A 14200-nucleotide genomic window follows, 5' to 3' on the forward strand; every position below is an offset into this window, starting at 1 on the left:
GTCAGCCGGCCACGGGCCGGCTGGTGCTGCTCGCGCAGTTCCCCGCGCCCCCCGCGGGACGCCATCGCATGCCGTTGACCTGGCCCGGCTCGTCACCGATGACGTACCGGACGCGCCGCCCGTGCACCCGGCGCGCGGGCGCTCGGCAGCCGCGCGGACGGCAGCCGCGGGCGAGACGGGCGTAGGGGTCCCTGGCCGTCGTGGTGATCGAGGACATCGCGGGCGACTCTACCGGCGTGGCGCCGCCCGTGTCGCCGTGCGGGGTGCCGTCCGAGGCCCGGCCGGCGGCCGGCCACGGGCATCCGGCCGCGCCGCGCGGGCCGGAGCCCGGGCGGTCGGCGAGGAGGGCCCGGCCGGCGAGGGGCATCGGTCAGCCCCGGCCGTGCCGCAGCGCGGGGTGCTCGCCCGCCGCCACCAGGTCGGCGACCGCGGACTTGGGGTCGCGGCCGGTGACGAGGGACTCGCCGACCAGGACGGCGTCGGCGCCGGCGTTGGCGTAGGCGATGAGGTCGTGCGGCCCGCGGACCCCGGACTCGGCGATCCGGACGAGGTGGGCGGGGATCTCGGGGGCCAGCCGCTCGAACGTCGTGCGGTCGACCTCGAGGGTCTTGAGGTTACGCGCGTTGACGCCGATGATCTTCGCGCCGGCGTCCACCGCGCGGTCGACCTCGTCCTCGTCATGGACCTCGACGAGCGGTGTGAGCCCGATGGACTCGGCGCGCTCGATCAGGCTCTCCAGCGCGGGCTGGTCGAGGGCGGCGACGATGAGGAGCGCGAGGTCGGCGCCGTAGGCCCTGGCCTCCCACAGCTGGTACGAGGTGACGATGAAGTCCTTGCGCAGCACGGGGATGTCCACGCGGGCGCGGACCGCCTCCAGGTCCGCCAGGGACCCGCCGAAGCGGCGCTCCTCGGTCAGCACGGAGATGACGGCCGCGCCGCCCGCCTCGTAGTCCGCGGCGAGCCGGGCGGGGTCGGCGATGGCGGCCAGCGCGCCCTTGGACGGGCTGGAACGCTTGACCTCGCAGATGACCTTGACGCCCTCGCCGCGCAGTGCGGCGACCCCGTCCTTGGCCGCGGGAGCCTTCGCCGCGCGCTCCTTGAGCTCGTCGAGGCTGACGCGCGCCTGCCGTTCCGCGAGGTCGGCACGGACGCCGTCGATGATCTCGTCGAGCACACTCACGCGAGGGGCCCCCTTCCAGACGGTTGACTGTTAAAGCGGTTGCCTTCCGGCCACCGGCCACCTCGTCGGATCGAACCGATGACGAAACCCGATGGTCACTTGCGATGGTATCCGCAGGAAGGCGAAGGCCTCACATCCGGTTGACGCCGGTCCCACTACCTGGACGTTCGCGAATTGATCAAGGGTGCAGCCGGCCACCGAACGGCAGGTTCCGGACAACCGTGAAGACCAGCAGCAACACGCCGAGGCTCCACAGGTGCACCGGGCCGAGTTCGATCCGCGGCGGGCGTCCGCGCAGCGAGCGCACCACCCAGACGGTCCACACCACCGCGAAGACGGCGTAGCCCACGACGGCCAGGGCGTTGTCGGTGAACGCCCCCGCGAGATCGCCGTGCACCAGGGCGTGCGCGCCGCGCAGTCCGCCGCAGCCGGGGCAGTACACCCCGGTGAAGCGCAGCAGGGGGCAGGCCGGATAGTGGCCGGGCTGGTTGGGGTCCACGGCCCCCACGTAGGCGAAGGCCCCGGCGACGGCCGCGAGGATGCCGGCGGGCACGGCCAGCCGCCGTGCCACCTCCCGGGCGCCGGCCGGCGCCCCGCCGGGGACGGCGTCCCGCGCGCCGGACTGCGGCACTGTCCGGCTGTCGGCGCACACGCTCTCGCTGTCGGCGTTCACGCCCGCATTGTGCCCCGCAGGACCGCCCCGCGCGCGCGAAGGGGCGGCCCGGCATCCCTGCCGAACCGCCCCTGACGCATGTTCCGTACGGCCTCTCAGCCCTCGGCGCCCGCGGGCTCGCGCTGGCCCGCGCCCTGGTGCACCGGGTGGGTCTCCTTAGGCATGCCCATGCCCATCGCGCGCATGATGCCGCCGACGACACCACCGAGGACCACGATCGCCATGCCGGCCCAGAAACCCGCCGGGGACGCCATCACCATGAAGGCGCCCGCGACGCAGAAGCCGATGAAGGCGATGATGACACCGGTCCAGGCGGCCGGGGTGTGACCGTGGCTGCTGCCCGCCATGACTTGCTCCTCGTTGCTGTGTACCTGTCTGAGCCGGACGCTCACCCTCATTGTCCCGCACGCGCGCGGGAGAGGTGGCCGGGGGTCACCCCCTGCGCGCGGGCTACGCGCCCGTGGGGTCCTCGCCGCGGTCCAGCGCCTTCCAGATGTCCTCGGGCCGGTCGGGGTTCACGGCGGGCGCCCGGCGCCGCGGCCGGGGCGCGCCGGAACGCTCGTAGCGGCCGGACATCGCGGGCCACAGCCGGCCGTAGCGCAGCGCGAGCAGCCCGGCGAGCAGGATCAGCACACCGCCGGCGACCGCCACGTAGGGCCAGGCGGTGTGGGTGAGCGCGTCGACGGTGGCCGAGGTGTCCCCGGACGCCTTCGCGGCCTTGTCGTCGAGGGCGCTGCTGTCGGAGACGCCGAGCAGGGCCGCGGCCACGATGCCGGCGCCGGAGAGCGCGAGGAGACCGGCGACCAGGAAGCGGCCGGCCCTGCGGACGGCGAAGACGGCGACGAGCGCGGCGAGGCCCACTATGGCGAGGGCCGCGGGAACGCCCGAGACGTCGCTGCCGCTGGCGGTCAGCGGGAAGTCGCCGCCGGCCACCGTGGCGGTGCCCCGCGCCCACTGCTGACGGGTGGCCAGCAGCGCCACGGCCGCGCCGAGCGCTCCGCTCAGCAGGGCGACGGCGAGACTTCGACGGCCGGCCTGGGCGGGCGCGGCTTCGGAACGAGGGTGCGGTACGGCAGTCACGTAGTCCACTATCGCCTGAACCCCGGGCGAACCGGCACCCGGGGTTCACGTGATAAGCGCCCCACTGTTCGAACGGGGGACGTCCTACGCGCCCAGCCGGTTGGCCGTGTGGACCGCGCGCAGCACCGCCGCCGCCTTGTTGCGGCACTCGGCGTCCTCCGCGACCGGGTCGGAGTCGGCGACGATTCCGGCGCCCGCCTGGACGTAGGCGGTGCCGTCCCGGAGCAGGGCGGTACGGATGGCGATGGCGGTGTCGGAGTCGCCCGCGAAGTCGAGATAGCCGACGCAGCCGCCGTACAACCCCCGCCGGGACGGCTCCAGTTCGTCGATGATCTGCATCGCGCGGGGCTTGGGGGCGCCGGACAGGGTGCCCGCCGGGAAGCAGGCGGTGAGCACGTCGAAAGCGGTGCGGCCGTGCGCGACCCGGCCCGTCACCGTCGACACGATGTGCATGACGTGGGAGTAGCGCTCGACGGACATGAAGTCGACGACCTCGACCGAGCCGGGCTCGCAGACCCGCCCGAGGTCGTTGCGGCCGAGGTCGACGAGCATCAGGTGCTCGGCGCGCTCCTTGGGGTCGGCGAGCAGTTCGTCGGCCAGGGCCTGGTCCTCCTGCGGGCTCGCCCCGCGGTGGCGGGTGCCGGCGATGGGGTGGACCATCGCCCGCCCGTCCTCGACCTTGACCAGGGCCTCCGGGGACGAGCCGACGACGTCGAAGCCCTCGAAGCGGAACAGGTACATGTACGGCGAGGGGTTGGTCGCCCTGAGGACGCGGTAGACGTCCAGCGCGCTCGCCGTGCACGGCGTCTCGAACCGCTGCGACGGTACGACCTGGAAGGCCTCCCCCGCGCGGATGCGCTCCTTGACGTCCTCGACGGCCGCCTGGAAGTCGGGGCCGCCCCACAGGGCCGTGTACGCGGGCAGCTCGGAGGGCGGGAGCACGGCGGGCGGCTGGGAGACCGGGCGGGACAGGTCCGCCTCCATGGCGTCGAGCCGGGCCACCGCGTCGGCGTACGCCTCGTCGACGCCCGTGTCGAGGTCGTTGTGGTTGATCGCGTTGGCGATCAGCAGGACCGAGCCCTCCCAGTGGTCCATGACGGCGAGGTCGCTGGTCAGCAGCATGGTCAGCTCGGGCAGCCCGAGGTCGTCGCGCTCGCCGGGGCCGATCTTCTCCAGGCGGCGCACGATGTCGTAGCCGAGGTAGCCGACCATGCCGCCGGTGAAGGGCGGCAGGCCCTCCTGGTGGGGGGTGTGCAGGGTCTCGATGGTGGCGCGCAGGGCGGCGAGCGGGTCACCGTCGACCGGGACGCCGACGGGCGGGGTGCCGAGCCAGTGCGCCGAGCCGTCGCGCGCGGTGAGGGTGGCCGCCGAGCGGACGCCCACGAAGGAGTACCGGGACCAGGTGCGGCCGTTCTCCGCGGACTCCAGCAGGAAGGTGCCGGGGCGCTCGGCGGCGAGCTTGCGGTACAGCCCGACCGGGGTGTCGCCGTCGGCGAGGAGCTTGCGGGTGACGGGGACGACCCGCCGGTCACCGGCCAGCTTGCGGAACGTGTCGAGGTCCATGGCGGCTGACCCTACTGATCCACGGCCGGTGCGCCGGAACCGGCGTCCTTGAGCAGCACGTCGGCGTCGAAGCAGGTCCGGTCCCCGGTGTGGCAGGCGGCGCCCACCTGGTCGACGCGCACGAGCACGGTGTCGGCGTCGCAGTCGAGCGCGACGGACCTGACGTGCTGGACGTGGCCGGAGGTGTCGCCCTTCACCCAGTACTCCTGACGGCTGCGCGACCAGTAGGTGCAGCGGCCGGTGGTGAGGGTGCGGTGCAGCGCCTCGTCGTCCATCCAGCCGAGCATGAGCACCTCACCGGTGTCGTACTGCTGGGCGATGGCGGGGACGAGCCCGTCGGCGCTGCGCCTGAGGCGCGCGGCGATCTCGGGGTCGAGGTTGCTGGGCTTGGGCGTGCTGGTCATGGGTGCCATTGTGCCGCGCGTCACCGGCACTCCCGCCCGACCGTCCACCCGTTGGAAGTGGCCGCGCGGCCACCCTCGAGGGGCGCGTCGGCCGCGCGGCGGGTGGGCGCGGCGCGGAGGCGGCCGTACGCTGGCTGTCATGTCGACTTTCGCCAAGCGTGAACGACTTCTCCTCGCCGACCTGTTGGAGGCCGAGGGCCCGGAGGCCCCGACCCTCTGCGAGGGCTGGCTCACCCGCGACCTCGCCGCGCACGTGGTGGTGCGCGAACGCCGGCCCGACGCCGCCGGCGGCATCCTGATCAAGCCACTCGCCGGCCGCCTCGAACGGGTGATGGCGGAGTTCGCGGAGAAGCCGTACGGGGAGCTGATCCAGCTGATCCGTACCGGCCCGCCGCGCTTCTCGCCGTTCTCCCTCAAGCAGGTCGACGAGATGTCGAACACCGTCGAGTTCTATGTCCACACCGAGGACGTCCGCCGGGCCCGCCCCGACTGGGCGCCGCGCGAACTGGACCCCGTCTTCCAGGACGCCCTGTGGTCCCGCCTGGAGCGCACCGCGCGGCTGATGGGGCGCAGCGTCCCGACCGGCCTGGTGCTGCGGCGCCCGAACGGCGAGACGGCGGTCGCCCACCGGGGCACTCCGGTGGTGACGGCCACCGGCGAGCCCTCGGAGCTGCTGCTGTTCGTGCACGGGCGGCACAGCGCGGCCGACGTCGAGCTGGACGGCGAGAAGGACGCCATCACGAGGCTGCACGAGGCCAAGCAGCTCGGTATCTGACCCGGCATCCGAGAGGACCGTGACGGCCGTGATCAAGGTCGCGATGACCAGCGTGTACGTCGACGACATCGAGAAGGCCCACGCCTTCTACACCGACGTCCTCGGCTTCGAGACCCGCCTGCACATGGACCTCGGCGGCGGCCCGCCACTGGTGACCGTCGGCGCCGCCGAGGGGGCCCAGCCCGATCTCCAGCTGCTGCTGGAGCCCGGTCAGGGTCCCATCGCGGAGCCGTACCGCGCGGCGCTGCGCGAGGCGGGCCTGCCCTGCATCGTCTTCTCCGTCGACGACATCGCCGCCGAACACGAGCGGCTGCAGGGCCTGGGCGTCCGCTTCACCTCGCCACCCCACGGTGGTCGCCGCCGTCCTGGACGACACGGTCGGCAACCTGATCCAACTGGTTCAGCCGAAGGGGTGAGGGGGGCGGGGCCCAAGGAGGGGCCCCGGCGCGGGGCGTGACCCGGCCGCAGGGGCTGGCCCGGACCTGGTCGGTCCGCCCGGCGGCCGGCCCGGGCGGGGCAGGGGCAGGGGCAGGGGCAGGGCGGGGGGTTTCTGGCGCGGAGACGGGTCAATCGCGGGGACGGGGCAGCGCCGGGACGGGTCATCCGGGTCGGCGCCGGGACGGGTCAGCGTGGTAGTTCGGCGCGGCGCAGATCCTTCGCGCACAGGGCGACCACCCCGCCCAGCCCGCAGACCACCGCGCTGACGACGAACACCGGGCCGGTGCCCCAGGCGCCGATGGCCGCCGCCGACAGCGGCATGCTGAGCGGCGCGAAGCCCAGGCTGACCAGCCCGGACACGGCGGTGACACGGCCCAGGCAGGCGGGCTCGGTCTGGGTCTGCAGCAGCGCGCCGCACAGGGCGCCGCTGAGGCCGGCCAGCAGTCCGACGAGCAGGGCGGTGCCGACGGCCACGAGCACGGAGGGGGCGAAGGCGAGCGCGCCGATGGCGACGGAGCCCGCGAGGATCGCGTACGCCGCGACGCGTCCGGCGTGCGGCAGCCGGCCGCGCAGGGTCAGCAGCAGCGACACGGCACCCGCGCCGGTGCCGAACCCGGCGAGCACCCAGCCCATCCCGGAGGCACCCCAGCCGCGCTCGTCGGCGAGCAGCGTCAACCCCACGTTGAGCGGACCGACGAACCCCAGGTCACCGAGCGCGATGGCCAGCATCAGCGGAGCGAGGACCCGGTGCCGCCGGATGTACCGCAGCCCGTCGGTCAGATCACGCCGGGCGCTGCCGCGGTCGGCGGGCGAGGGGTCTGTCGCGTCGGCCCTGTCCGCCGGGGCCGCCCGGTCTGCCGCGTCGGCCAGGCCCGCGGGGGCCGCCCGGTCCGCCGGGCCGGCGGATTCCGCCCGGCTCTCGGGGCCCACCCGATCCGCCGAGTCCACCCGCTGAGCCAGGCTCGCCCGATCCGCCCGGTCCGCGCGGTCCGCGCGGTCCGCCGGGTCGACCCGGTCCGCACGGCCGTCGACGCCCGGCTCCCGCACCCGCACGGTGATCAACAGCGGTACCGAGACCGCGATCAGCAGTCCCGCCGCCGCGAAGGCCGCCGCCGCTCCGCCGATCGCCACCGCCAGGCCGCCAAGCGGGGCGCCCGTGATGCTCGCGAAGCGGATGGCGAGGCCCCGCATGCCCTGTACCCGGGCGAGCTGGCCGCGGGCCGTCAGGCGTGCGGGGAGGGCGCCGATCGCGGGCATGAACACGGCGTCGACGGCCCCGAAGACCAGGCCGAGCAGCGCCAGCGGCCACAGCCCGGGGCGGGTGACGTACAGCAGTCCGGCCACCGCGAGCACGGCCGCGCAGCGCACCGCGTCGCTGCCGATGACGACCCGGCGCGGCCCGAACCGGTCGGCGATCACTCCCCCGCCGAGCATCAGCAGGGCGCGCGGCACGGCGCCGGCCGCCAGGACCAGGCCGGCCTGCGACGGGGTCCCGGTCCGTACGGCGGCCCAGGACAGGGCGATGTAGTAGACGCTGTCGCCGGCCATCGAGGCGGTGTACGCGGTGAGCCAGCGCAGCACGTTGCCGTCGCGGTGGGCGGGGAGTTCGGGGGCGTGCCGTTCGGAGACGGCGGGCGCGACGATTGTCACGAACGTGGCCTTCCTCAGACGCGGAACGGGAATCCGTACACGTGCAACGCGACGTTCTCGCGCCCTTCGACGTCACCGGCGGCCTCCGCGGTCCGGCCCAGCTCGTCGTACTTCCTAGCGAGCGCGAACAACTCCTCCCGAAGTCGGGCGAGTTCGGGGGCGGTGAGCTTCAGCAGGGACTCGCTGTCGGGGACGGCGGCATTCCACTCCGGGCCCCAGGCGAGCCGTTCGTCGAGGTAGCCGCGATACATGTCGGCGCGCTGGTCGTGGAAGAGCCGGGTGGCGGCGAGATGGGCGGCGACCCGTTCGGGGGCGTCCCGGAAGTCCCGGTCGCGGATGCTGACACCCGCCGAGGCCGGCTGCCACCAGCGTTCCCGGCCGTCGCCGCTCCCCGTCTCGGCCGCCTCGATCAGCCCGTGCTCGGCGAGCTTGCGCAGGTGGTAACTGACCAGGGACACGGCCTCGTCGGCCTGGTCGGCCAGCTGGGAGGCGGTCGCCCTACCGGCCACGCACAGGCCGCGGTACAGCCGCATGCGCAGCGGGTGTGCCAAGGCCTTGAGCGTGCCCAGGTCCGTGATGGGGCGGTTCTCCTCGCGTGCCATGCGGCCACCGTAGACGCGCAAGAAAAACTGCGCAATAAAAATTGCGCAACTTTTCTTTTGCTTCTGCGCGTGGAAGAGCCCCGGCCGCATGACCGGGGCTCACCGACCTGCGTCGGGCTCACCTGACGGGGCGGCCCGCCTCCCGCAGTGCGTTCTTGACCTCGCCGATCCGCAGGTCGCCGAAGTGGAACACGGAGGCGGCGAGCACCGCGTCCGCGCCCGCCGCGACGGCCGGCGCGAAGTCGGCCAGCCGGCCGGCGCCCCCGGAGGCGATCACCGGCACGCTCACGTGCTTGCGCACGGCCGCGATCATCTCCAGGTCGTAGCCGTCCTTCGTACCGTCGGCGTCCATCGAGTTGAGCAGGATCTCGCCCGCGCCCAGCTCGGCGGCCCGGTGCGCCCACTCGACGGCGTCGATGCCGGTGCCCTTGCGGCCGCCGTGCGTGGTCACCTCGAAGGAGCCGGACTCGGTACGACGGGCGTCCACGGACAGGACCAGCACCTGCCGGCCGAAGCGCTCCGCGATCTCGCGGATCAGCTCGGGGCGGGCGATGGCCGCCGTGTTGACGCCCACCTTGTCCGCGCCGGCCCGCAGCAGCCTGTCCACGTCCTCGGCCGTGCGGACGCCGCCGCCGACCGTCAGCGGGATGAAGACCTGCTCGGCGGTGCGGCGCACCACGTCGTAGGTGGTCTCGCGGTTGCCCGACGAGGCGGTGATGTCCAGGAACGTCAGCTCGTCGGCGCCCTCGGCGTCGTAGACCTTGGCCATCTCGACCGGGTCGCCGGCGTCGCGCAGGTTCTGGAAGTTGACGCCCTTGACGACCCGGCCGTTGTCCACGTCCAGGCAGGGGATCACGCGTACGGCCAGGGTCATGCCGGTCCCCCTCGGAACGCCTCCACCTCGACCTCGACGACCAGGCTGGGGTCCACGAAGCCGGACACGATGAGCATGGTGGCGGCCGGCCGCACGGCGTCGAACAGCTCCTTGTGGGCGCGCCCCACATCCTCCACGTCCCGGGCATGGGTGATGTACATACGTGTCCGCACCACATCCCCGCGGCCCAGGCCCAGTTGCTCCAGCGCCGCGAAGGCGACGTTGAAGGCGTTGACCGTCTGCTCGTAGGGGCCGCCGCCGGCGATCTCACCGTCCACGATCGACGTGCAGCCGGAGACCAGCACCAGTCCGTTGGGCAGCTCGACCGCACGGGAGTAGCCGAAGGGGTCCTCCCAGGGCGCGCCGGTCGCCACGCGTCGCACGTCGCTCACTTGGCCACCGCCTCCAGCGCCTCTTCCAGGGTGAACGCCTTCGCGTAGAGGGCCTTTCCGACGATCGAGCCCTCGACGCCGAGCGGCACCAGTTCGGCGATGGCCCGCAGGTCGTCCAGCGAGGACACGCCGCCGGAGGCCACGACCGGGCGATCGGTGGCCGCGCACACGTTCCGCAGCAGCTCCAGGTTGGGGCCCTGCAGCGTGCCGTCCTTGGCGATGTCCGTCACCACGTAGCGGGCGCAGCCCTCGGAGTCGAGGCGCGCCAGTGTCTCGTAGAGGTCGCCGCCGTCGCGGGTCCAGCCACGGCCGCGCAACGTCGTGCCGCGTACGTCGAGCCCGACCGCGATCTTGTCGCCGTGCCGGGCGATGACCTCGGCGACCCACTCCGGGGTCTCCAGGGCCGCCGTGCCGAGGTTGACGCGGGTGCAGCCGGTGGCCAGGGCGGCCGCCAGCGTGTCGTCGTCACGGATGCCGCCGGACAGCTCCACCCTGATGTCCATCGCGCTGGTCACCTCGGCGATCAGCGCCCGGTTGTCGCCGGTGCCGAACGCCGCGTCCAGGTCGACCAGGTGCAGCCACTCGGCGCCGGCCCGCTGCCAGGCGAGGGCGGCCTCCAGCGGGGAACCGTACGAGGTCTCGGTGCCGGACTCGCCGTGCACGAGGCGGACGGCCTGACCGTCGCGGACGTCGACGGCGGGAAGCAGTTCGAGCTTGCTCACAGTGTTCCGATCCAGTTGGTGAGGAGCTGGGCTCCGGCGTCGCCGGACTTCTCGGGGTGGAACTGGGTGGCCCACAGGGCGCCGTTCTCCACCGCGGCCACGAAGGGCTTGCCGTGCGTCGACCAGGTGACGGCCGGGGCGCGCATCGCCGGGTTCGTGGTCTCCAGGCTCCAGTCGTGCACGGCGTAGGAGTGCACGAAGTAGAAGCGGGCGTCCGCGTCCAGCCCCGCGAACAGCGCGGAGCCGGCAGGTGCGTCGACGGTGTTCCAGCCCATGTGGGGCACGATGTCGGCCTGCAGCGGCTCGACCGCGCCGGGCCACTCGTCGAGGCCCTCGGTCTCGACGCCGTGCTCGATGCCGCGCGCGAAGAGGATCTGCATGCCGACGCAGATGCCCATCACCGGGCGCCCGCCCGACAGCCGGCGGTCGATGATCCAGTCCCCGCGTGCCTCCTTGAGGCCCCGCATGCAGGCGGCGAAGGCGCCGACGCCCGGCACCAGCAGGCCGTCCGCGTTCATGGCCCGGTCGTAGTCACGCGTGATCTCGACCTCGGCGCCCGTGCGGGCGAGGGCACGCTCGGCGGAGCGGACGTTGCCGAAGCCGTAGTCGAAGACGACGACCTTTCTGGCCGCGCTCAATTCCACACCTCCAGCCTCATGACGCCGGCGACGAGGCACATCGCGGCGCCGATCGACAGCAGCACGATGAGGCTCCTGGGCATCTGCTGCTTGACGAAGGAGTAGATGCCGCCGGCCAGGAAGAGGCCGACGACGATCAGCAGGGTCGACAGGCCGGTCACAGCGCGCCCTTCGTGGAGGGGAGGATGCCGGCCGCGCGCGGGTCGCGCTCGGAGGCGTAACGCAGCGCCCGGGCGAGGGCCTTGAACTGGCACTCCACGATGTGGTGCGCGTTGCGCCCGTAGGGCACGTGCACGTGCAGCGCGATCTGCGCCTGGGCGACGAAGGACTCCAGGATGTGGCGGGTCATCGTGGTGTCGTACTCGCCGATCATCGGCGCCATCTTCTCGGGCTCGGTGTGCACGAGGTAGGGCCGGCCGGACAGGTCGACGGTCACCTGGGCGAGCGACTCGTCCAGCGGGACCGTGCAGTTGCCGAACCGGTAGATGCCGACCTTGTCGCCGAGCGCCTGCTTGAAGGCGGCGCCCAGTGCGAGGGCGGTGTCCTCGATGGTGTGGTGCGAGTCGATGTGCAGGTCGCCCTCGGTCTTCACGGTCAGGTCGAACAGACCGTGCCGGCCGAGCTGGTCGAGCATGTGGTCGTAGAAGCCGACGCCGGTCGCCACATCGACCTGGCCGGTGCCGTCGAGGTCTATCTCGACGACGACCGAGGTCTCCTTGGTGGTGCGCTCGATCCTGCCGACGCGCCCTTCGCGAGTCATGCGCTCTGCTCCTTCTTCAGTTCACGGACCGCGTCGAGAAACGCGTCGTTCTCGGCGGGGGTCCCGGCGGTGACGCGCAGCCGGCCCGGCACGCCGTTGTCCCGGACCAGGACGCCCCGGTCGAGGATGCGCTGCCAGACCTCGTGGGCGTCGTCGAACCGCCCGAACTGCACGAAGTTGGCGTCGGAGGGGGTCACCTCGTAGCCCAGCGCCAGCAGTTCGCCGACCAGCCGGTCCCGCTCGGACTTCAGCTGCTCGACGTACCCGAGCAGGGTGTCGGTGTGTTCCAGGGCGGCCAGGGCGGTCGCCTGGGTGACCGCCGAGAGGTGGTACGGCAGTCGTACGAGCTGGACGGCGTCCACCACCGCGGGGTGCGCGGCGAGGTAGCCCAGGCGCAGCCCGGCCGCGCCGAACGCCTTCGACATCGTCCGGGAGACGACGAGATTCGGCCGTCCTTCGAGCAGCGGCAGCAGCGAGTCGCCGTGGCTGAACTCGATGTAGGCCTCGTCCACCACGACCATCGACGGCTTGGCGGCCTGCGCGGCCTCGTACAGCGCGCGGACCGTCTCGGGCGGCACCGCGGTGCCGGTGGGGTTGTTGGGGGTGGTGACGAACACGACGTCCGGCCGGTGTTCGGCGACGGCCCGCTCGGCCGCCGCGAGGTCGATGGTGAAGTCCTCGTTGCGCGGGCCGGAGAGCCAGCCGGTCCCCGTGCCGCGCGCGATGAGGGCGTGCATCGAGTACGACGGCTCGAAGCCGATCGCCGTACGGCCGGGTCCGCCGAAGGTCTGCAGCAGTTGCTGGATGACCTCGTTGGAGCCGTTGGCGGCCCAGACGCAGGCCGGGCCGAGCGGGTGACCGGAGGTCTTGGTCAGGTACTCGGCGAGCCGGGTGCGCAGCTCCACCGCGTCCCGGTCGGGGTAGCGGTTGAGCGTGCGGGCCGCCTCGCGGACGCGCTCGGTGATCCGCTCGACCAGCGCCTCGGGCAGCGGGTAGGGGTTCTCGTTGGTGTTCAGCCGTACGGGGACGTCCAACTGGGGCGCGCCGTAAGGGGTCTTGCCGCGCAGTTCGTCGCGTACGGGGAGATCGTCGATTCCGAGGTTCACTTGCTCGCCGGTACCTTCCACCCGAACCGTGCCTTGATCGCCGCCCCGTGGGCGGGCAGGTCCTCCGCCTCCGCCAGGGTCACCACGTGGTGCGCGACCTCGGCCAGCGCCTCCCGCGTGTAGTCCACGATGTGGATGCCGCGCAGGAAGGACTGGACGGACAGGCCCGAGGAGTGGCAGGCGCAGCCGCCGGTGGGCAGGACGTGGTTGGAGCCCGCCGCGTAGTCGCCGAGGGAGACCGGCGCCCAGGGGCCGATGAAGATCGCGCCGGCGTTGCGGACACGGTCGGCCACGGCGGCCGCGTCGGCCGTCTGGATCTCCAGGTGCTCGGCGCCGTACGCGTCGACCACCCGCAGCCCCTCCTCGACGCCGTCGACCAGGACGATCGCGGACTGCCGGCCGCTCAGCGCGGGCACGATCCGGTCCTCGACGTGCCGGGTGGCCGCGACCTGCGGCTCCAGCTCCTTCGCGACCGCGTCCGCGAGCGCCACGGAGTCGGTGACGAGCACCGCGGCCGCCAGCGGGTCGTGCTCGGCCTGGCTGATCAGGTCGGCCGCGACGTGCACCGGGTCGGCGCTGTCGTCGGCGAGGACCGCGATCTCGGTCGGGCCGGCCTCGGCGTCGATGCCGATCCGGCCGGTGAAGTAGCGCTTGGCGGCGGCGACCCAGATGTTGCCGGGGCCGGTGACCATGTTGGCGGGCGGGCAGGACTCGGTGCCGTACGCGAACATCGCGACGGCGGTCGCGCCACCCGCCGCGTACACCTCGTCGACGCCGAGCAGCGCGCACGCGGCGAGGATCGTCGGGTGCGGCAGGCCGTCGAACTCGGCCTGCGCGGGGGAGGCGAGCGCGATCGACTCGACGCCGGCCTCCTGCGCCGGTACGACGTTCATGATCACGGAGGACGGGTAGACCGACCGGCCGCCGGGCGCGTACAGCCCGACCCGGTCGACCGGCACCCACTTCTCGGTCACCGAGCCGCCGGGCACCACCTGCGTGGTGTGGCCGGTGCGGCGCTGCTCGCGGTGGACCAGGCGGGCGCGGCGGATGGACTCCTCCAGGGCCGCGCGCACGGCGGGGTCGAGCTCCTCCAGCGCGCGGGTGAGGGCCTGCGCGGGAACCCGCACCCGCTCCAGCCTGACCCCGTCGAACTTCTCCGCGAAGTCGATCAGTGCCGCGTCACCCCGATGGTGCACGGCCTCGCAGATCGGACGCACCTTCTCCAGGGCGGCGGCGACGTCGAAGTCGGCTCGGGGCAGCAGGTCGCGCAGGGCGGGTCCCTCGGGAAGGGCGTCGCCGCGCAGATCGATTCGGGAGATCACACGGTCAATTCTCTCAGACCG

The 14200-nt window shown here is 73.2% G+C and carries 18 protein-coding genes and 1 pseudogene; 2 read left to right on the plus strand and 17 right to left on the minus strand.

Features of this window, described 5'->3' with window-relative positions:
- Window position 1: 1 nt before the first annotated feature.
- The 7 genes from ABZT03_RS21585 to hisI form a co-directional block, all read right to left on the minus strand.
- Window positions 2-367, minus strand: coding sequence for a tryptophan synthase subunit(beta) (locus tag ABZT03_RS21585; protein ID WP_356041618.1), 366 nt, complete (start codon window positions 365-367; stop codon window positions 2-4).
- A gap of 3 nt (window positions 368-370) precedes the next feature.
- Window positions 371-1180, minus strand: a complete 810-nt coding sequence (gene trpC, locus ABZT03_RS21590) for an indole-3-glycerol phosphate synthase TrpC (protein ID WP_356041620.1) — start codon at window positions 1178-1180, stop codon at window positions 371-373.
- Between the two features lie 178 nt (window positions 1181-1358).
- Window positions 1359-1751: a DUF2752 domain-containing protein gene (locus ABZT03_RS21595; RefSeq protein WP_356041682.1), complete on the minus strand. Its 393-nt coding sequence runs from the start codon at window positions 1749-1751 to the stop codon at window positions 1359-1361.
- Window positions 1752-1948: 197 nt separating this feature from the next.
- A complete protein-coding gene (locus ABZT03_RS21600) occupies window positions 1949-2200 on the minus strand; it encodes an HGxxPAAW family protein (protein WP_356041622.1) in 252 nt (83 codons plus the stop codon).
- 103 nt (window positions 2201-2303) lie between these two features.
- Window positions 2304-2942, minus strand: coding sequence for a TIGR02234 family membrane protein (locus tag ABZT03_RS21605; protein WP_356041623.1), 639 nt, complete (start codon window positions 2940-2942; stop codon window positions 2304-2306).
- 75 nt (window positions 2943-3017) lie between these two features.
- The gene (locus tag ABZT03_RS21610) at window positions 3018-4496 is read right to left on the minus strand and encodes an anthranilate synthase component I (RefSeq protein ID WP_356041625.1); all 1479 of its coding nucleotides are present in this window, start codon (window positions 4494-4496) and stop codon (window positions 3018-3020) included.
- Window positions 4497-4507: 11 nt separating this feature from the next.
- Window positions 4508-4900: a phosphoribosyl-AMP cyclohydrolase gene (gene hisI, locus ABZT03_RS21615; protein WP_356041627.1), complete on the minus strand. Its 393-nt coding sequence runs from the start codon at window positions 4898-4900 to the stop codon at window positions 4508-4510.
- A 139-nt stretch (window positions 4901-5039) separates the two neighbouring features.
- On the opposite strand from hisI, the gene ABZT03_RS21620 reads away from it, so the two are divergent.
- Window positions 5040-5675 carry a TIGR03085 family metal-binding protein gene (locus tag ABZT03_RS21620; RefSeq protein WP_356041629.1) on the plus strand — a complete coding sequence of 212 codons (636 nt, stop codon included), beginning with the start codon at window positions 5040-5042 and terminating at the stop codon, window positions 5673-5675.
- A 28-nt stretch (window positions 5676-5703) separates the two neighbouring features.
- Window positions 5704-6091, plus strand: a pseudogene (locus ABZT03_RS21625) (VOC family protein).
- A 208-nt stretch (window positions 6092-6299) separates the two neighbouring features.
- Here ABZT03_RS21625 and ABZT03_RS21630 read toward each other — a convergent pair.
- From ABZT03_RS21630 to hisD, 10 genes are all read right to left on the minus strand, one after another.
- Window positions 6300-7763: an MFS transporter gene (locus ABZT03_RS21630; RefSeq protein ID WP_356041631.1), complete on the minus strand. Its 1464-nt coding sequence runs from the start codon at window positions 7761-7763 to the stop codon at window positions 6300-6302.
- 14 nt (window positions 7764-7777) lie between these two features.
- Complete coding sequence (locus tag ABZT03_RS21635; RefSeq protein ID WP_356041632.1) at window positions 7778-8365, minus strand: helix-turn-helix domain-containing protein; 588 nt, start codon at window positions 8363-8365, stop codon at window positions 7778-7780.
- Window positions 8366-8483: 118 nt separating this feature from the next.
- Window positions 8484-9239, minus strand: a complete 756-nt coding sequence (hisF, locus tag ABZT03_RS21640) for an imidazole glycerol phosphate synthase subunit HisF (RefSeq protein WP_356041634.1) — start codon at window positions 9237-9239, stop codon at window positions 8484-8486.
- The gene (locus ABZT03_RS21645; protein ID WP_356041636.1) at window positions 9236-9631 is read right to left on the minus strand and encodes a RidA family protein; all 396 of its coding nucleotides are present in this window, start codon (window positions 9629-9631) and stop codon (window positions 9236-9238) included. Before ABZT03_RS21645 ends, hisF begins: the two co-directional genes overlap by 4 nt.
- The gene (priA, locus tag ABZT03_RS21650; RefSeq protein WP_356041638.1) at window positions 9628-10353 is read right to left on the minus strand and encodes a bifunctional 1-(5-phosphoribosyl)-5-((5-phosphoribosylamino)methylideneamino)imidazole-4-carboxamide isomerase/phosphoribosylanthranilate isomerase PriA; all 726 of its coding nucleotides are present in this window, start codon (window positions 10351-10353) and stop codon (window positions 9628-9630) included. The genes ABZT03_RS21645 and priA overlap by 4 nt, the downstream gene beginning before the upstream one ends.
- Window positions 10350-10997, minus strand: a complete 648-nt coding sequence (gene hisH / locus ABZT03_RS21655; RefSeq protein WP_356041640.1) for an imidazole glycerol phosphate synthase subunit HisH — start codon at window positions 10995-10997, stop codon at window positions 10350-10352. The genes priA and hisH overlap by 4 nt, the downstream gene beginning before the upstream one ends.
- The gene (locus ABZT03_RS21660) at window positions 10988-11152 is read right to left on the minus strand and encodes a hypothetical protein (protein ID WP_356041642.1); all 165 of its coding nucleotides are present in this window, start codon (window positions 11150-11152) and stop codon (window positions 10988-10990) included. The genes hisH and ABZT03_RS21660 overlap by 10 nt, the downstream gene beginning before the upstream one ends.
- A complete protein-coding gene (gene hisB, locus ABZT03_RS21665) occupies window positions 11149-11751 on the minus strand; it encodes an imidazoleglycerol-phosphate dehydratase HisB (RefSeq protein WP_356041644.1) in 603 nt (200 codons plus the stop codon). The genes ABZT03_RS21660 and hisB overlap by 4 nt, the downstream gene beginning before the upstream one ends.
- Complete coding sequence (locus tag ABZT03_RS21670) at window positions 11748-12857, minus strand: histidinol-phosphate transaminase (protein WP_356041645.1); 1110 nt, start codon at window positions 12855-12857, stop codon at window positions 11748-11750. The genes hisB and ABZT03_RS21670 overlap by 4 nt, the downstream gene beginning before the upstream one ends.
- The gene (hisD, locus tag ABZT03_RS21675) at window positions 12854-14179 is read right to left on the minus strand and encodes a histidinol dehydrogenase (RefSeq protein WP_356041647.1); all 1326 of its coding nucleotides are present in this window, start codon (window positions 14177-14179) and stop codon (window positions 12854-12856) included. The genes ABZT03_RS21670 and hisD overlap by 4 nt, the downstream gene beginning before the upstream one ends.
- Window positions 14180-14200 lie beyond the last annotated feature (21 nt).

This window comes from Streptomyces sp. NPDC005574 (assembly GCF_040605435.1).
GTDB lineage: Bacteria > Actinomycetota > Actinomycetes > Streptomycetales > Streptomycetaceae > Streptomyces.

Bases quoted from the DNA above. Each gene is read 5' to 3' on its own strand.
- ABZT03_RS21585 (WP_356041618.1), bottom strand. From the start codon at position 367: ATGCCCCTCGCCGGCCGGGCCCTCCTCGCCGACCGCCCGGGCTCCGGC.
- ABZT03_RS21600 (WP_356041622.1), bottom strand. From the start codon at position 2,200: ATGGCGGGCAGCAGCCACGGTCACACCCCGGCCGCCTGGACCGGTGTC.
- ABZT03_RS21610 (WP_356041625.1), bottom strand. From the start codon at position 4,496: ATGGACCTCGACACGTTCCGCAAGCTGGCCGGTGACCGGCGGGTCGTC.
- hisI (WP_356041627.1), bottom strand. From the start codon at position 4,900: ATGACCAGCACGCCCAAGCCCAGCAACCTCGACCCCGAGATCGCCGCG.
- ABZT03_RS21620 (WP_356041629.1), top strand. From the start codon at position 5,040: ATGTCGACTTTCGCCAAGCGTGAACGACTTCTCCTCGCCGACCTGTTG.
- ABZT03_RS21635 (WP_356041632.1), bottom strand. From the start codon at position 8,365: ATGGCACGCGAGGAGAACCGCCCCATCACGGACCTGGGCACGCTCAAG.
- hisF (WP_356041634.1), bottom strand. From the start codon at position 9,239: ATGACCCTGGCCGTACGCGTGATCCCCTGCCTGGACGTGGACAACGGC.
- hisB (WP_356041644.1), bottom strand. From the start codon at position 11,751: ATGACTCGCGAAGGGCGCGTCGGCAGGATCGAGCGCACCACCAAGGAG.